General features: G+C 70.5%; 17 protein-coding genes. 3 read left to right on the top strand and 14 right to left on the bottom strand.

The window, feature by feature from the left end; all coding sequences use genetic code 11:
- Positions 1-17: 17 nt before the first annotated feature.
- The gene (locus OH802_RS17500; protein WP_406020506.1) at positions 18-2,291 is read left to right on the top strand and encodes an acyltransferase family protein; all 2,274 of its coding nucleotides are present in this window, start codon (positions 18-20) and stop codon (positions 2,289-2,291) included.
- 3 nt (positions 2,292-2,294) lie between these two features.
- Here OH802_RS17500 and ligD read toward each other — a convergent pair whose 3' ends face one another.
- The gene (ligD, locus tag OH802_RS17495) at positions 2,295-3,278 is read right to left on the bottom strand and encodes a non-homologous end-joining DNA ligase (protein WP_406020504.1); all 984 of its coding nucleotides are present in this window, start codon (positions 3,276-3,278) and stop codon (positions 2,295-2,297) included.
- Between the two features lie 103 nt (positions 3,279-3,381).
- On the opposite strand from ligD, the gene OH802_RS17490 reads away from it, so the two are divergent.
- Both OH802_RS17490 and OH802_RS17485 read left to right on the top strand, forming a co-directional pair.
- A complete protein-coding gene (locus OH802_RS17490; protein WP_406020502.1) occupies positions 3,382-3,897 on the top strand; it encodes a SigE family RNA polymerase sigma factor in 516 nt (171 codons plus the stop codon).
- A complete protein-coding gene (locus OH802_RS17485; protein ID WP_406020500.1) occupies positions 3,894-4,700 on the top strand; it encodes a hypothetical protein in 807 nt (268 codons plus the stop codon). Before OH802_RS17490 ends, OH802_RS17485 begins: the two co-directional genes overlap by 4 nt.
- A gap of 4 nt (positions 4,701-4,704) precedes the next feature.
- Here the strand turns inward: OH802_RS17485 and OH802_RS17480 are convergent, their stop codons facing one another.
- The 13 genes from OH802_RS17480 to carB form a co-directional block, all read right to left on the bottom strand.
- Positions 4,705-6,024, bottom strand: a complete 1,320-nt coding sequence (locus OH802_RS17480; protein ID WP_406020498.1) for an RsmB/NOP family class I SAM-dependent RNA methyltransferase — start codon at positions 6,022-6,024, stop codon at positions 4,705-4,707.
- A gap of 124 nt (positions 6,025-6,148) precedes the next feature.
- On the bottom strand, positions 6,149-7,069 hold the full coding sequence (gene fmt / locus OH802_RS17475) for a methionyl-tRNA formyltransferase (protein WP_406020496.1): 921 nt from the start codon (positions 7,067-7,069) through the stop codon (positions 6,149-6,151).
- Complete coding sequence (gene def, locus OH802_RS17470; RefSeq protein ID WP_091041329.1) at positions 7,069-7,614, bottom strand: peptide deformylase; 546 nt, start codon at positions 7,612-7,614, stop codon at positions 7,069-7,071. Before def ends, fmt begins: the two co-directional genes overlap by 1 nt.
- Positions 7,615-7,669: 55 nt before the next feature.
- Positions 7,670-9,739, bottom strand: a complete 2,070-nt coding sequence (locus OH802_RS17465) for a primosomal protein N' (protein WP_406020493.1) — start codon at positions 9,737-9,739, stop codon at positions 7,670-7,672.
- A 118-nt stretch (positions 9,740-9,857) separates the two neighbouring features.
- Positions 9,858-11,057 (bottom strand): methionine adenosyltransferase, encoded by a 1,200-nt coding sequence (gene metK, locus OH802_RS17460; protein ID WP_141804886.1) that lies wholly within the window; start codon positions 11,055-11,057, stop codon positions 9,858-9,860.
- 129 nt (positions 11,058-11,186) lie between these two features.
- Complete coding sequence (coaBC, locus tag OH802_RS17455) at positions 11,187-12,398, bottom strand: bifunctional phosphopantothenoylcysteine decarboxylase/phosphopantothenate--cysteine ligase CoaBC (RefSeq protein ID WP_406020491.1); 1,212 nt, start codon at positions 12,396-12,398, stop codon at positions 11,187-11,189.
- Between the two features lie 70 nt (positions 12,399-12,468).
- On the bottom strand, positions 12,469-12,795 hold the full coding sequence (rpoZ, locus tag OH802_RS17450) for a DNA-directed RNA polymerase subunit omega (protein WP_160022984.1): 327 nt from the start codon (positions 12,793-12,795) through the stop codon (positions 12,469-12,471).
- A 7-nt stretch (positions 12,796-12,802) separates the two neighbouring features.
- Complete coding sequence (gene gmk, locus OH802_RS17445; protein ID WP_355021693.1) at positions 12,803-13,438, bottom strand: guanylate kinase; 636 nt, start codon at positions 13,436-13,438, stop codon at positions 12,803-12,805.
- Positions 13,435-13,755: an integration host factor, actinobacterial type gene (gene mihF, locus OH802_RS17440; protein ID WP_168381123.1), complete on the bottom strand. Its 321-nt coding sequence runs from the start codon at positions 13,753-13,755 to the stop codon at positions 13,435-13,437. Before mihF ends, gmk begins: the two co-directional genes overlap by 4 nt.
- A 163-nt stretch (positions 13,756-13,918) precedes the next feature.
- On the bottom strand, positions 13,919-14,368 hold the full coding sequence (locus tag OH802_RS17435; protein WP_406020488.1) for a hypothetical protein: 450 nt from the start codon (positions 14,366-14,368) through the stop codon (positions 13,919-13,921).
- 12 nt (positions 14,369-14,380) lie between these two features.
- Positions 14,381-15,208 (bottom strand): orotidine-5'-phosphate decarboxylase, encoded by an 828-nt coding sequence (gene pyrF, locus OH802_RS17430; protein WP_406020486.1) that lies wholly within the window; start codon positions 15,206-15,208, stop codon positions 14,381-14,383.
- A complete protein-coding gene (locus OH802_RS17425; RefSeq protein ID WP_406020484.1) occupies positions 15,205-16,212 on the bottom strand; it encodes a quinone-dependent dihydroorotate dehydrogenase in 1,008 nt (335 codons plus the stop codon). The genes pyrF and OH802_RS17425 overlap by 4 nt, the downstream gene beginning before the upstream one ends.
- Before the next feature lie 29 nt (positions 16,213-16,241).
- On the bottom strand, positions 16,242-19,577 hold the full coding sequence (gene carB / locus OH802_RS17420; protein ID WP_406020481.1) for a carbamoyl-phosphate synthase large subunit: 3,336 nt from the start codon (positions 19,575-19,577) through the stop codon (positions 16,242-16,244).
- Position 19,578: the final 1 nt, after the last annotated feature.

Genomic DNA, 19,578 nt, shown 5'->3' with positions numbered 1-19,578 from the left:
CGCGACGAATGTGACGGATGCGCTTGGCTGAGGAGGTGCGGCTGCTCGTGGGCTCGACGGACACGTCCACCGGCTCGACCAGCGGGAGCGCGACCTCGTCTCGTCACCGTCCCGACATCCAGGGGCTCCGGGCGATCGCGGTGCTCGCGGTCGTCGCTCTGCACGTCGGTTTCGGATCGCTGACCGGCGGCTTCGTCGGCGTCGACGTCTTCTTCGCGATCTCGGGCTTCCTGATCACCCAGCAGCTCATGCGGCAGGTACGCACCGAGGGCCGGGTCAGTCTGCTCGGCTTCTACGCGCGCCGAGCCCGCCGGATCCTGCCGGCCGCGACCGTGGTGCTCCTCGCGACGGTCGTCTACGCAGCCCTCTTCCTCGGCTTCGTACGCACTCGGGAGATCGCCCTCGACGCGCTGTGGTCGGCGGCGTTCGCCGCCAACTTCCGGTTCGCGTCGCTGGAGACCGACTACTTCTCGGCAGCGCTGCCGCCCTCGCCGCTGCAGCACTTCTGGTCGCTCGCGGTGGAGGAGCAGTTCTACCTGGTGTGGCCGCTGATGATCCTGGGGTGCCTGTGGGCGATGAAGCGGCGCAGCGAGAAGGTGGCGGACGGCCCCGTCAAGCCCGACCAACGCGGGCGCAGGCGCGTGCTGGTCATCGCCCTCGGCGTCGTCATCGTGGCATCGCTGCTGGCCTCGGCGGTGCTGACCCGGACCAGCCCGGAGGCGGCGTACTTCTCGCCGTTCACCCGCGCCTGGGAGCTCGGTCTGGGCGCGATCGCGGCGATCGCGTTCCGCGACGACGGGCCACAGGACGCCACCGCGCGGTGGCGGGCGCAGGTGCTCTCGGCGTTCGGGATGTTCTTCATCGTGTGCGCCTGCCTGCAGTTCAACGACGCGACCCCGTTCCCGGGCACCCCGGCGCTGGTGCCGGTGCTCGGCAGCGTCTTCATCATCGTGGCCGGCACGCTGTGGCACGGCCCGACGGTGGTCGGCCGGCTGCTGTCGGTGCCGCCGCTGCAGGTCATCGGCAACTGGTCCTACTCGCTCTACCTGTGGCACTTCCCGGTGCTGGTCCTCGCCGAGCTGCAGCTGGGCCGCGAGCTGCGCTGGTGGGAGCAGGTGCTCCTGGTCGCGCTGGCGTTCGGTCTGGCGGGGCTCTCCTACCACTACGTCGAGGAGCCGTTCCGGCGCGGCGTCCTGTGGCACCGACCGGTGCTCAGCCGAGCCGGGTCGCTGGGCCCGGTGGCGCTCTACCCGCTGAGCATCACCCTGGTCGCGGTGACCTGCTTCGGGGCCAACACCTACGCCACCGGGACCGCCCGCGACGGCTACCAGCCGGCGATCACGCTGGCGGAGGCCGATTCCTCCGAGCCTTCCGGTCAGTCCAAGCAGCCCGACCGGCCCGGGTCGAGCGCCGCGCCGCCCGCCGCCAAGGCGCAGGAGCCCGACCCGCTCCCGGCGCTGGTGAAGGCCTCGGTGCTCGCGGCGCGCAAGAACCAGGCGATCCCCACCAACCTGAAGCCGGGCCTCACCAACCTCTCCGACGACGTGGAGGAGGTCGGCGAGTGCAACTACTACGCGACGAACGTACGCAAGCTGTGCCCGCGCGGTGACGCGGACGCCGAGAAGACGATCGTGGTCATCGGCGACTCCCACGCCCGCCACTGGACGCCGGCGGTCGAGGAGATCGCCGAGCGCTCCGGCTACCGCGCCTACATGCTGGCGATGCCGCAGTGCACGGTCTCGCTGGTCACGCCCGACAAGATCGACAGCACCGACCCGATGACGTCGTGCGACGACTTCCACGACTTCATGCTCTCCTCGGTCAAGAAGCTCCGCCCCGACCTGCTGCTGATCTCCTCGCGCCCGATCAGCGCCGCCTACCACGACTCCTCGGGCCGGCACACCGACCGCGCGGACGTACGCCGTGCCGTCTACCGCGGCTACCAGAGGCTGCTGTCCCAGGTGAAGCCCGCAGCGAAGCGCACCGTGTGGGTGCGCGACGTACCGGCGCTCGAGTTCGACCCGGCCACGTGCCTGAGCAGCAACAAGACGCTCTCGCCCTGCACCTACAAGCCGCTCGAGAGCCAGCAGGACGGCGCCGACCTGCAGATGCAGGCGGCCAAGGCGGCTCGGGTCGAGACCGTCGACCTCGACGACATGTTCTGCGACAGCGTCGGCATCTGCACCACCGTCGTCGGCGACACCATCACCCACCGCGACGGCCACCACCTCACCGCGACCTACTCCAAGGAGCTCGGTCGCACCCTGGGCGAGCGCCTCGAGGTCTGGTGACGCTCACCCGGCGTCGTCGGGCTCCGGTGGTGTCTCGGCGCCGTCACGCTCGTCGCGGTCGGCCCACTCGAGCAGCGGCTCGATCGAGAACGGATGGTCGTCGATGTCGGCGTGCAGGTCACCGATCTCCGCGAACCGTGCCGGCACCGTACGCATCGTGAACTCGCGCGGGTCGACGTCCTTGGTCTCCTCCCAGGTGATCGGGGTGGAGACCCGGCCGTCGGCGACGCCGCGGATCGAGTAGGCACACGCGATCGTGTGGTCCCTCGTGTTCTGGTTGAAGTCCACGAACAGCTGCGCCGGGTCGCGATCCTTGCGCCACCAGGCCGTGGTGACCAGCTTGGGTGCCCGGCGCTCGACCTCGCGGGCGAAGGCGTGCGCGGCGCGGCGTACGTCACCGAACCCGTGCTCCGCCGGGATCCGGACATAGACGTGCATCCCCGAGCCACCGCTCGTCTTCGGGTAGCCGACCGCGCCCAGCTCGTCGAGGATCTCGCGGACGACGCCCGCCACCGTCTGCACGGTCGAGAACGGGCACTCGGGACCGGGATCGAGGTCGATACGCCACTCGTCGGGCTTCTCGGTGTCCTCGCGGCGGCTGTTCCAGGGGTGGAACTCGACCGTCGACATCTGGACGGCCCAGATCACCGCGCCGAGCTCGGTCACGCAGAGCTCGTCGGCGGTGCGGCCCCAGCGCGGGAAGTAGAGGCGTACGGTCTCGATCCAGTCGGGCGCCCCCTGCGGCAGCCGCTTCTGGTGCACCTTCGGCCCCGCCAGGCCCTTGGGGAACCGGTGCAGCATGCACGGCCGCTCCCACAGCGCGTTGACGATCCCCGGCCCAACGGCGAGGTAGTACTGCGCCACGTCGAGCTTGGTCGCCCCGGCTCTGCCATTTTCTTGGGATGGGAAGTAGACCCGATCGGGGTTGGAGATCCTGACGACGCGGTTGTCCACCTCGATCTCCACCGACGGCGATGCCTTGGCCATGCTCGCCAGCGTAGGCGCTGAGATGATGCGGTGAAACGAAACTCGCTGATCCAGATCCTCACGGGGGTGTCACGTGGACCTCATCCCGAGGCGTCGAAGGGATGTGAGCACATCGACCGCGATGACCCCCGCCGAGGAGTTCGCCGACTTCGTCCACGCGACGGGCGGCGCGCTCTACCGCACCGCGCTGCTGCTGACGGGTGACCATCACCTCGCCGAGGACCTGACCCAGACGACGTACGCCCGGGTCTTCGCGTCTTGGCGGCGGGTCAGCAGGGCGGACAACCCGACGGCCTACGCACGACGTGTGCTCCTCAACGGATTCATCTCCCACCGACGGCTCCGGCGCAACGCCGAGACGCCGACCTCGACGCTGCCGGACGATCCGGGCAGCGATGCCGACCCCAGCGCCCGGATCGACCTGCTTGCCGCCCTCCAGCGGCTGTCGCCGACCGACCGGGCCGTGCTCGTCGCACGCTATTGGGAGGACCGATCCGTGTCCCAGACAGCTGCCGACCTCGGACTGACCGAGACGGCGGTCCGCACCCGCTCGAAGCGTGCCCTGGAACGGCTGCGCCCGCTGGTTGCGGACATCTTCCCGGAGAGGACCACCCGATGAACGACCCAGAGACCAGCTTCCGTACGGCACTGCACGAGCAGGTCGCCGACCAGCACCCTGACTACGCCCGGATCTCGGCCGGCGCGATCAGCGCGGGCTCTCGCATCCGTCGCCGCCGGCGCATCACCGTGACCGCCGGAGCCGCTGCGGCCGTCGGCGCATTCGCCGCAGGTGGGCTCGGGCTCTCCCAGCTCCTGACCACGACCGCGGTCGACCAGGCTCCCCTCGGCGCTGCCGGCGCACCGTCCGCGTCGGCCTCGCCATCGACTGCGCCGCTCGCCTCCGGGCAGCGTCTCGACCTCGGCGACGGGGTCACCGGAATGGTCGTCACCAACGACGAGGCGAAGACGATGGACATCACGGTGCAGGCAGTCAGCGGTCTTGCGGGCAACGGGACCGGCTTCACCATCGTCCTGTCCGGGACGGCCGGCGCGGTCGAGCAGACCTGGAGCAACGGCACGCTCCTCGAGGATTATCCGGGGGTCAGGATCGCCACCGAGGGCGCGCGCGAAGGACTCGTCGACAAGGTTCCCGTCGAGCAGCCGGCCGGTTGGACGTGTGAGTGGTATCTGATCGACGACGGGGCTTCCTGCACGTCCGAGGACGGTGGTGTGGCCGGCCTGGTGATCCGCCCGGCGGAGGACTACCAGGTGTGGAGCGCCAGCCCCGACAAGGCAGGCCCCGGCTCGGGCGCCTACCTCACCGAGGTGCACGGCGACATCTTCATCAGCGTCCAGAGCGGGGAGGGCACCACCGACGCCGAGCTCGAGGCGCTCGCGGGCTCGCTCAGGTGGACCGACTGAGCCGCTACGGGGTGCGCCGCAGCAGCGCCAGGAACATCGCGTCGGTGCCGTGGCGGTGTGGCCACAGCTGCACGGTGCCTGCCATCGGCCCGGCGCTGTCGGGCACCGTGCCGGCCGTGGCGCCGATCGGCTCGAGGATCGCATCGGATCGGTCCTCGAGCACGCTCCGCACCACGCCCTCGGTCTCGGCCAGAACCGGCGAGCAGGTGGCGTAGAGCACGACACCGCCCGGCCGGGTCAGGTCGATCGCCCGGTCGAGCAGGGAGCGCTGGAGGTCGACGAGTACGTCGAGGTCGGCCGTCGCACGTCGCCACCGTGCCTCCGGGCGGCGGCGCAGCGCTCCCAGGCCGGTGCACGGGGCGTCGACGAGGACCCGGTCGAACGTCGCGTCCTTGAACGGCGGCCTGGTCCCGTCGCCGGCCACGACCCCGGCGGACCCGTCCACGTGCGAACCGGATGACCGGTCGGTCAGGTTGGCGAGGACGAGTCCGGCACGGTGCGGCTGGCGCTCGTTGGCGACCAGCGCAGCGTCCTGTTGCGCCGCCAGGGCGGCCAGCAGCGCCGACTTGCCGCCGGGCCCGGCGCACAGGTCCAGCCACGACTCCGTCCCGGAGTCCTGCCGGTCGAGGTCGGCCTCGGCCAGAGCGATCGCGACGAGCTGGGACCCTTCGTCCTGCACCCCGGCGCGCCCCTCCGCGACCGCGGCGATGCCGGCCGGTGAGCCGGAGTCGAGGGTGACTCCGAAGGGCGAGTAGGGCGTCGGCGTGCCGCCGAGCTCGTCGACCGTCGCCCGCCCGGGACGAGCAACCAAAGTGACCGACGGCGGCACGTTGTCGGCCTCGAGCAGCGCATCGATCTGGTCGCGGCCCACGGCCTCGGCGAGCCGCTGGACGACCCAGCGCGGGTGGCTGAAGGCGATCGCGGCCCAGCCGTCGTGGTCCTTCTCGCGCGCGGGCGTCACCTCGGCGACCCATTCGTCGAGGGTCTTGCGGGTGACCTTGCGCAGCACGGCGTTGACGAACCCCGCCGGACCCTGACCGACCTTCGACCGGGTCAGGTCGACGCTGGTCGAGATCGCGGCATGGTCGGGCACCCGCATGGACAGGACCTGGTGTGCGCCCAGCCGCAGCACGTCGAGCACCTTCGCCTCGACCTTGGCCAGCGGCCGGTCGATGCAGGCGGCCAGCACGGCGTCGTACGTCCCCTGCTGCCGCAGCGTCCCCGAGGCGAGCTCGGTGGCGAAGGCCGCATCGCGACCGTCCAGCCCGAGGCGGCCGAGGACGTGGGGCAGCACCAGGTTGGCGTACGCCTCATCGACCCGCACCGCCTTGAGCACCTCGAACGCGGCGAGCCGTGCCGGATCGGCGGGCTTGGTGCTGCCGCGCGGCCCCGATCGAGCCGGTCCCTGCGGCCGCCGGCCGGGGCCTGAGCGCCTACCCGGCTGTTCCCTATTCGAAGGCGACACCGGACTCCAGACGTACGCCGCGGGCCCAGTCAGCCGCCGGCATCTCCTTCTTGCCGAAGGCCTTCACCCGGCCGAGCCGGACCGCCGTGGTGCCGGTGCCGACAAGGACCTCGTTCTTGCGGACGACCAGTTCCCCGGGAGCCACCGTGTCCTCGGCCATCGTGACCGGCCCGACCTTGAACCGCTCGCCGTCGAGCAGCGTCCAGGCTCCCGGGGCGGGGGTGCAGGCGCGGATCTGCCGGTCGATGGCGACGGCGTTATGCGTCCAGTCGATCTGGGCGTCCTCGATGGTGATCTTGTCGGCGTAGGTGACGCCTTCGGTGGGCTGCTCGCGCGCCTCGAGGGAGCCGTCCTCGATGCCGTCGAGCGTGGACACCAGCAGCCTGGCCCCACCTTCGGTGAGCTTCTCGAAGAGCGACCCGGAGGTCTCGTCGGGCGCCAGCGCCTGGGTCATGGTGCCGAAGACCGGGCCGGCGTCCATCGCCTTCACGATCCGGAACGTGGTGGCCCCGGAGATCTCCTCGCCGGCCCAGACCGCACGCTGCACCGGAGCGGCGCCGCGGTAGGCGGGCAGGAGCGAGAAGTGGAGGTTGACCCAGCCGTGCGTCGGGATGTCCAGCGCCGACTGCGGCAGCATCGCGCCGTAGGCGACCACCGGGCAGGAGTCGGGCTCCAGCGCCTTCAGCTCCGCCTGGAACTCGGGCTCACGGGGATGCTCCGGCTTGAGCACCGGCACCCCCAGCTCCTCGGCCCGCTGGGCCACCGGCGAGGGCACCAGCCGCTTGCTGCGCCCCTGGGCGGCATCGGGCCGGGTGACGACACCGACGAGCTCGTGGCGCGAGGCGGCGATCGCGTCCAGCGAGGGGACGGCCACCTCGGGCGTACCTGCGAAGACGACCCTCATCAGAACCCGAACCCGTTCGTCGCGTGCGGCGAGACCTTCACCGTGGGCTTCTCCAGGCCGAACCACTCCGACTCCCGGATCTCCTTCATCGCCGCCTTGCGCGCGGCCTCGTCGAGCCGGTCGATGAAGAGGATGCCGTCGAGGTGGTCGGTCTCGTGCTGGATGGCCCGGGCGAGCAGCTCGGAGCCCTCGATGGTGACCGGCTCACCGTGCATGTCGAAGCCCTTCGCCACCACCGACAGGGCCCGGCGGCAGTCGAAGGTGATGTCGGGAAGCGACAGGCAGCCCTCTCCCCCGTCCTGAGTCTCCTCCGACAGGGTCAGGTCCGGGTTGATCAGGTGACCCACCTGGCCGTCGACGTACCAGGTGAAGACCCGCAGGCTCACTCCGATCTGGGGAGCGGCCAGTCCGGCGCCGGGCGCCTCGAGCATGGTGTCGGTCAGGTCGGCAACGAGCTTGCGGAGCTCCTTGTCGAAGTCGACGACCTCGATCGCTGGCTTGCGCAGCACGGGGTCGCCGAAGAGTCGGATGGGCTGGACTGCCACTGTTCTCCTAGGTGGTCGAGCGTGTCGGGACCACAATACGTGGGCAGAGCGTGGGTCAGAGCGTCGGCGGATCCACCTGGACCCGCACCGGGTCGAGCTTGCGCGCCGACCGCACCCGCTGCAGCTCCCCGAGCGCCTCGGTGAGCCTCACTCCGAGGGGTCGCGGCACCCGTACGACCGCGCGCAGCCGTGGCTCACCGGTCGAGGTGGGCTCGGCCGGGACCGGCCCGAGCACCTCCGCGCCCGGCGGCAGCGCCAGCAGCGTGAGCGCGTCGTCGAGCGCTCCGGGAGTGCCGGTGATGGTGGCCAGCCGCGACGCCGGCGGGAGGTGGGCCTCCTGCCGTGCGGCCGCCTCACGCTGGGCGAACCCGGGCTGGTCCCAGCGCACCAGCGCCTGCAGCACCGACAGCGCCGGGTCGCCGACGACCAGCACCCGCCCACCGGGCCGCACCAGCCCCGCGGCGTTGCTCCAGCGGCGCAGCGCCTCCTCGTCCGTACGCAGATCCGGCCGCCCCAGCAGCAGCCAGGTGTCGAGCAGCAGCACCCCGGCATAGCCGCCCTCGGCGACGGGCTCGGCGCCGATGGTCGCGACCACGATCGCCGGTGTGCCCGGCACCGTCTGCTTGACCGCCCCTGCCGAGGAGGTCACCACCCGCACCCCGGCGAAGGAGCGGCCCATCTCCTCGGCCGTACGCGCCTCGCCGATGATCGGCGCCCGCAGCCCGAACCCGCCGCAGGCTCCGCACGCCCACGCCGTCTCGACGTGACCGCACCAGCCGCACGTCGGCGGCGCGGCCGGTCCGCCGAGCTGCAGCGGCCCCTGGCAGGCAGAGCACCTGGCCGGCGTACGGCACCTGTCGCAGGCCAGCGAGGCCGCATATCCGCGCCGCGGCGTCTGCAGCAGGACGGGTCCGGTGGTGAGTGCCGTCCGGATGATCTCGTGGGCCTCGCGAGGCACCCGCGAGGCGCGGGTGAGCGGGTCCTTCTCGAGGTCGAAGTCGGTGTCGCCGGTGATCTCGATGCTCACCCGCTCGCGGGCCAGCGCCCGGGTTGGGCGGATCTCCTGCGCCCAGCCGGTCTCGGCCAGGAACCCGGCCTCCACGGTCCGCGCGAAGCCGCCCACGAGCGCTGCCGCCTGCTCCTGCTCGGCGCGCAGCAGCAGTACGTCGCGCGCGTGCGGGTAGGGCGAGCGCTGCTCGGCGAGGAGGTCGTCGCCGTCGTCCCAGACGACCACCAGTCCGAGGTCGTGCACCGGCGCGAAGGCCGCCGCGCGGGTGCCGATCGCGACCTTCACCGCGCCCCGGGCGACCCGCAGGAACTCCCGGTAGCGCGACGCGGGACCGGCGTCGGCGGCCAGCACGGCATGCTGCCCCTCCCCCAGAACCTTGGTCATCGCGGTGTCGAGACGGGCGAGGTCCTTCCAGTCCGGCACCACGACCAGCGCGCCGCGTCCGGAGGCCAGCGTCGTCGCGGTGGCGTGAGCGATCAGGTCGGCGTGGTCGGTGCCGGCGGCGGCGTGCCAGACCGCGCGCGGAGCCCCGCCGGAGGCCAGATGTCGTAGGAACGCTGCCGCCGGCTCGTGACCGGCCCAGGCCGCTGCCGCGGCGGCGGGGTTGAAGGGCCGCCCGGCCGGGGCGACCGCTGAGGGCTCCTTCTCGGTCGACGCGTGCCGGGGCGGGATCGCCAGCCGGAGGACGTCGGCCCGGGCGCCCGCGTAGCGCCAGGCGACCGACTCGCTCAGCGCCGCCACCTGCGGCGTGAGCACCGGCTCGGAGCTGACGACCCGCTTGAGCGGCTGCAGGTGCGCGTGCTCGGAGGCTTCCGCCCGCGCCACGACGAACCCGTCGACGTCCTTGGGGCCGAACCGCACCTTCACCCGGACCCCGGGCTGCGCCTCCTCGGCCATCGAGGCCGGGACCGCATAGTCGAAGGGCCGGTCCAGGTGGGCCATCGGCAGGTCGACCAGGACCTTGGCGACCGGATCGACCTCGGCGATCGTCGCCTCGGCGGCCTTCCGTGCCCGCGTCGCCGCGGCCTTCGCCCGCCCCTCCTTGACCCGGTCGCGCACCAGCCCGGGCAGCTCCAGCTCCGCTGCCCCGGCTGCCTCCTGCGGTCCCCGGCTCACAACCGACATTCCTACCAGCCCGCGCCGACAAACCGCCGAGTCGGCTCGTCCTGACCAAAAACCACGCCGAGTCGGCGCGTTAGAACGCGCCGACTCGGCGATAAGGGGGTGCGGTGGATCAGGCGCCGGCAGCAGCCTTGAGGGCGTCGGCGCGGTCAGTACGCTCCCAGGTGAACTCGGGGAGCTCGCGGCCGAAGTGACCGTACGCAGCGGTCTTGGCGTAGATCGGGCGGAGCAGGTCGAGGTCGCGCAGGATCGCGGCCGGGCGGAGGTCGAAGACCTCCAGGACGGCCTTCTGGATGTTGGCCTCGGGCACGGTGTGGGTGCCGAAGGTCTCCACGAAGACGCCTACGGGCTGGGCCTTGCCGATGGCGTAGGCGACCTGGACCTCGGCGCGACGGGCCAGGCCCGCGGCGACGATGTTCTTGGCCACCCAGCGCATGGCGTACGCAGCCGAGCGGTCGACCTTCGACGGGTCCTTGCCCGAGAAGGCACCGCCGCCGTGGCGGGCCATGCCGCCGTAGGTGTCGACGATGATCTTGCGGCCGGTCAGGCCGGCGTCACCCATCGGGCCACCGACGACGAAGCGACCGGTCGGGTTGATGTGGAGCTTGTAGCCGTCGAAGGGAACAGACGACTTGAACTGCTCCAGCACCGGCTCGATGACGTACTTCTTGATGTCGGCGTGCAACTGCTCCTGGGTGGTCTCCTCGGCGTGCTGCGTCGAGAGGACGACGGTGTCCACGCGGACGGCCTTGTTCTCGTCGTCGTACTCGATGGTGACCTGGGTCTTGCCGTCGGGACGCAGGTAGTCCAGCGTGCCGTCCTTGCGGACCGCGGTCAGCCGCTCGGCGAGCGTCTGCGCCATCTTGATGGGCAGCGGGAACAGCTCGGGCGTGTCGTCGCATGCGTAGCCGAACATCAGGCCCTGATCGCCGGCACCCTGCAGGTCGAGCTCGTCGACCGAGCTGTCGAGGCGGTGCTCCTCGGCGGTGTCGACGCCCTGGGCGATGTCCTGGCTCTGGGCGCCGATGGCGACCTGGACACCGCAGGAGTGGCCGTCGAAGCCCTTGAGGGAGGAGTCGTAGCCGATGTCCAGGATCTTCTGGCGCACGAGCTGGGCGACCGGCGCGTAGGCGTCGGTGGTCACCTCGCCGGCGACGACGACAAGGCCGGTGGTGAGCAGGGTCTCGACAGCCACCCGGCTCTTGGGGTCGTGCTCGAGCAGGTAGTCGAGCACGGTGTCGCTGATCTGGTCGGCGATCTTGTCCGGGTGCCCCTCGGTCACCGACTCCGACGTGAAGAGACGTCCGGTCACGTGTAGCTCCGTTTCAAAGGTTCGTGTGGGTTGAACAGGTAGGCAAACGTCAATCGTTCTGGTCGACAAACATAGACCCCGAACCCCAGGACCGTTGGGGTGGTCCTCATCGTGGCGCGTGGCGTGTCGTCAGTTTGTACGTTGTTCATCCAGGCGTAAGGAGATCTGGTCCCAGATCACCTCTGCGAGGGCGGATTTCGCCCCTTCCTGCACGTCGACGTGGCCTCCGTCGGCGCCCAGGATGACTGCCTTGTTGACCTCGCTGCCGAAGACCGCGCCGCCGCTGACGTCGTTGACGACGAGCAGGTCGCAGCCCTTCCGCTTCAGCTTGGCCGTGGCGAGCTCGAGCACCGAGCCGGTCTCATCGCCCGTCTCCGCCGCGAATCCCACGACGACCTGACCGGGCTTGGTCCGGTGGTGAGAGATCTCGGCGAGGATGTCGGGGTTCTGCATCAGCTCGATCGTGGGCGCCGACCCGTCGGCGGCCTTCTTGATCTTGGCCTCGCTCACCCCTGTCGGCCGGAAGTCGGCAGGGGCGGCGGCCATGACGATCGCGTCCGCACCGGTGGCCGCGGAGACCACGGCGTCGCGCAGCTCGGCGGTCGTGCCGACACGTACGACCTTCAGGCCGGCCGGGTCGGGCAGGGTCACGTTGGCGGCGACCAGGGTCACCTCGGCACCGCGGGCGGCCGCGGCACGGGCGATGGCATAGCCCTGGAGTCCGGACGAGCGGTTGCCGAGGAAGCGGACCGGGTCCAGATACTCCCGGGTGCCGCCCGCCGAGACGACGACGCGACGACCGACGAGGTCGGCACGCCCGCCGTGGGCGAGAACGGCACGGGAGAGCTCGAAGATCTCGGCCGGCTCGGGCAGGCGACCCTTGCCGGTGTCCTTGCCGGTCAGCCGGCCCTCGGCGGGCTCGATGACGATGTTGCCGCGCTCGCGCAGGGTGGCGACGTTGGCCTGGGTCGCCGGGTGCTCCCACATCTCGGTGTGCATCGCCGGGGCGAACACGACCGGGCAGCGCGCGGTGAGCAGCACGTTGCTGAGCAGATCGTCAGCGAGGCCGTGGGCCGCGCGGGCGAGCGTGTTGGCGGTCGCGGGCGCGACCACGACGAGGTGGGCCTGCTGCCCGATGCGTACGTGCGGGACCTCGGTGATGTTCTCGAAGACGCCGGTGGCGATCTCCTTGCCCGACAGCGCCGCCCAGGTGGGGGCGCCGACGAACTCGAGGGCGGCGGCCGTGGGGACCACGGTCACGTCATGGCCGGACTCGGTGAACCGGCGTAGCAGCTCGGCCGCCTTGTAGGCGGCGATGCCGCCGGCGACCCCTAAGACCACGCGCGGCCGCTCCCCCTCGAGGGGAGCGGCCGAAGTGGTGCTGTTGGTGGACAGCGGAGGACCTGGACGATCAGGCGTCGCCGGCAGGCGCCTCGGCAGCGGCAGCCTGAGCCGCAGCCTGGGCGGCCAGCTCGGCCGGGTCGATGTCCTCGCAGGTCAGCAGGTCCTCGTTGATCTCGCGCAGCGCGATCGAGAGGGGCTTCTCCTGAACGTGGGTGTCGACCAGGGGGCCGACGTACTCGAGGAGGCCTTCGCCGAGCTGGGAGTAGTAGGCGTTGATCTGGCGAGCCCGCTGGGCGCTGTAGAGAACCAGCTTGTACTTGCTGTCGGTCTTCGTCAGCAGGTCGTCGATCGAGGGGTTGGTCACGCCCTGGGCGTCGATCTGAGGGGCAGCCACGTGAGCCTCACTTGTCGGCTTGGTCGGATTTCTTGCTCGGAAGCCCGAGCGTCATCAAGGTTACCAACTCATCGGCTGCCTGATGAACTTCGTGGTTCACGATCGTGACGTCGAACTCCTTCTCCGCCGCCAGTTCGACCCGCGCAGTCTCCAGGCGGCGCTCCCGCTCGGCCTCGGTCTCGGTGCCTCGACCGACCAGCCGGCGTACGAGCTCTTCCCAGCTCGGCGGGGCCAGGAAGACGAAGATCGCCTCGGGCATGGTCTCGCGCACGAGCCGGGCGCCCTGCAGGTCGATCTCGAGCATCGCCGGGCGTCCCTCGGCCAGCGCCTTGTCGACGGGACCACGAGGGGTGCCGTAGCGCGCCATGTTGTGGACCGTGGCCCACTCCAGCAGCTCGCCACCGGCGATCATCGCGTCGAACTCCTCGTCGGAGACGAACAGGTAGTGCACCCCGTTGACCTCGCCCGCGCGAGGCTTCCGGGTCGTCGCCGAGACGGACAAGAAGACCTCGGGGTGGTCGTCGCGCACCGCCGCGGAGACGGTGCCCTTGCCGACCGCGGTCGGACCGGCCAGGACGACCAGTCGCTTCTCGTGGCCTTCGCCGGCGCCGGCCGGGGTCTTCTCGTCCGTCATCAGACTCATCGGCGAGCGAACTCCTCGACCAGCGCGGCCACCTGCTTGGGGCCGAGGCCCTGCACACGGCGGCTCATCGCGATGCCGAGACGCTCCATCATCTGGGTTGCCCGCACCTCACCGAGGCCGGGGTGGGAGGTCAGCAGGTCGATGACCTTCATCTTGCCGACGACCTCGTTCTTCTTCCCTTCCTCGATGACCTCGAGGACGGACATGCCGCCAGTGCGGACCTTGTTCTTGACAGCAGCCCTCTCCTGGCGCGAGGCCGCGGCTTTGACGAGCGCGGCAGCGCGCTGTTCAGGGGTGATGTCCGGAGGCAGAGCCACGAAGACTCCCTTTCACGATCAATGTGTAGTCGACAGGGCAACCGGGTCGCGCGGTACAGGGATCGTGCCCCCCGGCTGAGCGCTGAAAGTAAGCGCTCGCGCCAATCTAGCCATTACGTTGCCGGGGCGGCAATCGGGGTCGCCTAACTGGTGTCCATTCGGTTCACAGGGTCAGGGACGTGTGACAGACGTCCCGGGCCTGCTGCTGGACGCGTACGGACGCCTCCTGCGTCTTCGTGCTGCTCACCTTGGTGGCCGCGTCGGCGATCGCCTTCGCCTCGGCGTCGCTGACGCCCTCGGGCGGCTCGCCGTTCTCGAAGTCGTCGGCCGAGACACCGGCGTCCTCCAGAGCCGTGCTGAGCCCCGAGATCGCCCCCGTGAGCGTCTTCCAGTCCTTCGCGATGTCGTCGGGCGCGTTGCGCTCGAGGTCCTCGAAGATCGGCAGGGCGGCGATCAGCCCGCTGGTGCCGTCCTCCCCCAGGGTGTTCGTCAGCTCCTCCTGGTGCCCCTCGAGGGACTCGCAGTAGTCGTCGATCGGATCACCGCACGAGCTCAGGCTCGTGGCGAGGATCGGCAGGACGAGGAGCTGAGCGGCCATCCGGAGACTGGTCATGGCGCCAGTGTGTCAGCCGAGCTCGTCTCGCAGCCTCAGGGCCTCGTCGCGCAGCGCGGCCACGTCCGGGCCCTTGCGCAGCAGTCCGCGGCTGGTGCTGGCGACCACGTTGGCATTGGCGGACCCGAAGATCCGGGCCAGGTCGCCCGGGGTGCCGCCCTGCTCACCGAAGCCCGGAGCCAGGATCGGCCCATTGAAGCCGAAGTCGTACGCCACCCCCGCACCGTCCGCGCCGTCGATCGTCGCACCGACGACCGCACCGAAGGAGCCCAACGGCGTCTCGGACTCGTTCAGCCGGCGCAGGTGGTCGAGCATGACCCGGCCGACGCTGCGGCCGTCCTCGACCGTCGCGTGCTGCACCTCGGGGCCCTCCTTGTTGGAGGTCAGGGCGAGCACGAACAACCCGGCGTCGAACTTCGTGGCCGTCTCGACGAACGGCGTCAGCGAACCGAAGCCCAGATAGGGGCTCACGGTCACCGCGTCGCTGCCGAGTGGGCTCGCGGGATCGAGGTAGGCGTCGGCGTACGCTTGGCTGGTGGAGCCGATGTCGCCGCGCTTGATGTCGAGGAGCACCAGCGCGCCGGCGGCCTTCGACTCGGCGATGACCCGCTCCAGCACCGCGACACCGCGCGAGCCGAAACGCTCGTAGAAGGCGCTCTGCGGCTTGACGACGGGGACATAGGGGGCCAGGCCCTCGACCGCGGTCAGGGCGAACCTCTCCAGGCCGGCGAGGTCGTCGTTCAGGCCCCAGTCGAGGAGCAACGAGGCGTGCGGGTCGATCCCGGCACAGAGCCGCCCCCGCTCGGCGAGAGCGGCGGCGTAGCGGGCGCCGAAGGTCATCGAGAAACTCCGTTCGCGATCCGGCGGGCGTAGCCGGGACCTTCGTAGATGAACCCGGTGTAGCCCTGGAGCAGGTCGGCACCGGCGGCGAGGCGCTCGCGGGCGTCCTCGACGGTGGCGATGCCACCCACACCGACGAGCGTCATCTCGGGGCTGACCCTGCTGCGGAGCAGCCGCAGGACGTCGAGCGCGCGCGCCTTCAGCGGGGCGCCGGAGAGTCCGCCGGCACCGGCTGCGGTGATCTCGGCGGGCGTCGAGGCGAGGTGCTCACGGCCGATGGTGGTGTTGGTCGCGATGATCCCGTCCAGGCCGATCGCGCCGGCCAGGTCGGCGACCTCGACGACGTCGGAGTCGGCCAGGTCGGGGGCGATCTTGACCAGCAGCGGGACCCGGTGCTTGGTGACCTGGTCGGCGATGGAGCGGACGTGCTCCAGCAGCGGCTGCAGCTTCTCGACCGACTGCAGGCTGCGCAGGCCGGGCGTGTTGGGCGAGGAGACGTTGACCACCAGGTAGTCGGCGTAGGGAGCCAGCAGCCGGGCCGACTTGGCGTAGTCGGCCTCGACTGCCGCCTGGTCATCCTCGGGCACGAGCTTGGTCTTGCCGATGTTGATGCCGAGGATCGGCCCGCCGGCGGCCGTGCCACGGCGCTCCAGACGGCTCGCCAGCCGGGCGGCGACCGCCTCGGCACCGTCGTTGTTGAAGCCCATCCGGTTGATCACGGCGCGGTCGGCGGGCAGCCGGAAGAGGCGCGGCGCAGGGTTGCCCGGCTGCCCCTCCCCCGTGACCGTGCCGATCTCCACGTGCCCGAAGCCGAGCCCGCCCAGCGCGTCGATCCCGACCGCGTTCTTGTCGAAGCCCGCGGCCAGGCCGATCACGTTCGGGAAGGTGAGCCCTATCGCGTGCACCGGGGATCCCGGCGTACGTGTCCTGGACAGCGCCGGGCCGGCCGCACGGATCGCGGCGAACGCCTGCTGGTGGGCACGCTCCGGATCCGTCTTCGTCAATACCTTGTCGAACAGGGTCCGGTAAGCCCTCACTTGGCCGACACCCCGCCGTCGTGGTGGCCGACGACGTCGCGCCACTCCTGCAGGCTGCGTACGTCGATCTCACCGCGCCGCAGCGCCTCGATGCCCTGCACGGCGGCGCCGAGGCCCTGGACCGTGGTGATGCAGGCGATGTTGGCCATCACCGCGGCGGTGCGGATCTCGTAGCCGTCCATCCGGGCGGACTTGGCGTTGGAGGTGCCGTTGGGCGTGTTGATGACCAGGTCGACCTCGCCGTCGAGGATCCGCTGGACGGTGGTCTTCTCGCCATCGGGCCCGGTGCCCTCGGAGTGCTTGCGCATCAGCCGCGAGGGCACACCGTTGCGGCGCAGCACCTCGGCGGTGCCCTCGGTCGCGAAGATCTCGAAGCCGTGGTCGGCGAGCACCTTGATCGGGAAGATCATGGTGCGCTTGTCGCGGTTGGCCATCGAGACGAAGATCCGGCCCTGGGTCGGCAGCGGGCCGAACGCACCGGCCTGGCTCTTGGCGAAGGCGCGGCCGAAGTCGGAGTCGAGCCCCATCACCTCGCCGGTCGACTTCATCTCCGGGCCGAGCACGGTGTCGACCTGCTGACCCTCCGGGGTGCGGAACCGGTTGAACGGCATGACCGCTTCCTTGACCGCGATCGGCTGGTTGGGCGGCAGCGCGCCACCGTCGCCCGTTGCCGGGAGCACACCGGCCGTACGCAGCTCCGCGATCGACTCGCCGAGCATCACCCGCGCCGCGGCCTTGGCCAGCGGGGTCGCGGTCGCCTTGGAGACGAACGGGACCGTGCGGGAGGCGCGCGGGTTGGCCTCGATGACGTAGAGCACGTCGGAGCCGAGGGCGTACTGGATGTTGAGCAGGCCGCGTACGCCGACGCCTTCGGCGATCGCCAGGGTCGCCACGCGGATGCGCTCGACCTCGGCGGCGCCGAGGGTGATCGGCGGCAGCGCGCAGGAGGAGTCACCGGAGTGGATCCCGGCCTCCTCGATGTGCTCCATGACCCCGCCGAGGAACAGCTCGGTGCCGTCGTAGAGGGCGTCGACGTCGATCTCGACGGCGTCGTCGACGAACTTGTCGACCATCACCGGCTTGTCGGGGGTGACCTCGGTGGCGGCCTCGATGTAGGAGCGCAGTGCGTCGTCGTCGTAGACGATCTGCATGCCGCGGCCGCCGAGGACGTAGGAGGGACGCACCAGGACCGGGTAGCCGATCTCTGCGGCGATCTCGCGGGCCTCGTTGAACGTGGTGGCCATGCCGTGCTTCGGCGCGACCAGGCCGGCCTTGTGGAGCACCCGGCCGAAGGCACCGCGCTCCTCGGCGAGATGGATGGCCTCGGGGCTGGTGCCGACGATCGGCACACCGTTGTCCTTGAGCGCCTGCGCGAGCCCGAGCGGGGTCTGGCCGCCGAGCTGGCAGATGACCCCGACGACCGGTCCGGCCTGCTGCTCGGCGTGGACGATCTCGAGCACGTCCTCGAGGGTGAGCGGCTCGAAGTAGAGCCGGTCGGAGGTGTCGTAGTCGGTGCTCACCGTCTCGGGGTTGCAGTTGACCATCACGGTCTCGTAGCCGGCCTCGCTCAGCGCGAGGGAGGCGTGCACGCAGGAGTAGTCGAACTCGATCCCCTGCCCGATCCGGTTGGGTCCGGAGCCGAGGATGATCACGGCCTCCTTCTCCCGGGGCGCGACCTCCGTCTCCTCGTCGTAGGAGGAGTAGTGGTAGGGCGTACGCGCCTCGAACTCGGCCGCACAGGTGTCGACCGTCTTGTAGACCGGGCGGATGTTCAGCGCGTGGCGTACGCCTCGGACCACGTCGGCGGTCATGCCGCGCATCTTGCCGAGCTGGTAGTCGGAGAAGCCGTGGCGCTTGGCGTAGCGGAGCACGTCGGCGGTCAGCTCGGGCGCCGCGATGATGTCCTGGGCGATCTCGTTGATCAGGAAGAGCTGGTCGATGAACCAGGGGTCGATCTTGGTGCTCTCGAAGATCTCCTCAGGCGACGCTCCGGAGCGGATCGCGTCCATGACCCGCTTGAGCCGGCCGTCGGTGGGGACCTTGATCTCCTCCAGCAGCGCGGGCTTGTCGAGCTCGACGACCTCCTGCGTCCAGTCGAAGACCGCCTCGGGCTTCTCCAGGCTTCGCAGCGCCTTCTGGAGGGCCTCGGTGAAGTTGCGGCCGATCGCCATCGCCTCGCCCACGCTCTTCATGTGGGTGGTCAGGGTCGTGTCGGCACCCGGGAACTTCTCGAAGGCGAAGCGCGGGACCTTGACGACGACGTAGTCGAGGGTCGGCTCGAACGACGCGGCGGTCGAGCCGTTCGGCCCGGCGGTGATGTCGTTCTCGATCTCGTCGAGGGTGTAGCCGATCGCGACCTTCGCGGCGATCTTGGCGATCGGGTAGCCGGTCGCCTTGGAGGCCAGCGCCGAGGAGCGCGAGACTCGGGGGTTCATCTCGATGACGATGATCCGGCCGTCGGCCGGGTTGACGGCGTACTGGATGTTGCAGCCGCCGGTGTCCACGCCGACGGCGCGGATGATGCCGATCGCCAGGTCGCGCAGCTTCTGGTACTCGCGGTCGGTCAGCGTCAACGCCGGGGCGACGGTGATCGAGTCGCCGGTGTGCACGCCCATCGGGTCGAGGTTCTCGATCGAGCAGACGATGACCGAGTTGTCCTTGCGGTCACGCATGACCTCGAGCTCGTACTCCTTCCAACCGAGGATGGACTCCTCCAGGAGCACCTCGGTGGTGGGGCTGGCCGCGAGGCCGGCGCCACCCAGACGCCGCAGCTCGGTCTCGTTGTACGCGAAGCCTGAGCCCGAGCCACCCATGGTGAAGCTCGGCCGGATGACCACGGGGTAGCCGAGTTGCTCAGCGCCCGCGAGCAGGTCGTCGATGCTGTGGCAGATGACCGATTTGGCGCTCTCGCCGCCGAGCTCGGCGACGATCTTCTTGAACTCCTCGCGGTTCTCACCGCGCTGGATGGCGTCGATGCTCGCGCCGATCAGCTCGACGTCGTACTTCTCCAGGGTTCCGCGCTCGTCCAGCGCCACCGCGCAGTTGAGCGCGGTCTGGCCGCCGAGGGTGGCCAGGAGGGCGTCGGGGCGCTCCTTGGCGATGACCTTCTCGACGAACTCCGGGGTGATCGGCTCGACGTAGGTCGCGTCGGCGAACTCAGGGTCGGTCATGATCGTGGCCGGGTTGGAGTTGACCAGGACGACCCGGATCCCCTCCTCGCGCAGCACGCGACAGGCCTGGGTGCCGGAGTAGTCGAACTCGCAGGCCTGGCCGATGACGATCGGCCCGGAGCCGATCACGAGCACGGACTTGATGTCCTCGCGCTTGGGCATC

Source organism: Nocardioides sp. NBC_00850 (genome assembly GCF_045207335.1).
Classification (GTDB): Bacteria; Actinomycetota; Actinomycetes; order Propionibacteriales; family Nocardioidaceae; genus Nocardioides.
This window is presented reverse-complemented; position numbering and strand designations above follow the sequence as displayed.

Coding starts and splice junctions, on each gene's coding strand:
- OH802_RS17500 (WP_406020506.1), top strand. CDS start 18: ATGCGCTTGGCTGAGGAGGTGCGGCTGCTCGTGGGCTCGACGGACACG.
- ligD (WP_406020504.1), bottom strand. CDS start 3,278: ATGGCCAAGGCATCGCCGTCGGTGGAGATCGAGGTGGACAACCGCGTC.
- OH802_RS17485 (WP_406020500.1), top strand. CDS start 3,894: ATGAACGACCCAGAGACCAGCTTCCGTACGGCACTGCACGAGCAGGTC.
- fmt (WP_406020496.1), bottom strand. CDS start 7,069: ATGAGGGTCGTCTTCGCAGGTACGCCCGAGGTGGCCGTCCCCTCGCTG.
- gmk (WP_355021693.1), bottom strand. CDS start 13,438: ATGAGTCTGATGACGGACGAGAAGACCCCGGCCGGCGCCGGCGAAGGC.
- OH802_RS17435 (WP_406020488.1), bottom strand. CDS start 14,368: ATGACCAGTCTCCGGATGGCCGCTCAGCTCCTCGTCCTGCCGATCCTC.
- pyrF (WP_406020486.1), bottom strand. CDS start 15,208: ATGACCTTCGGCGCCCGCTACGCCGCCGCTCTCGCCGAGCGGGGGCGG.
- carB (WP_406020481.1), bottom strand. CDS start 19,577: ATGCCCAAGCGCGAGGACATCAAGTCCGTGCTCGTGATCGGCTCCGGG.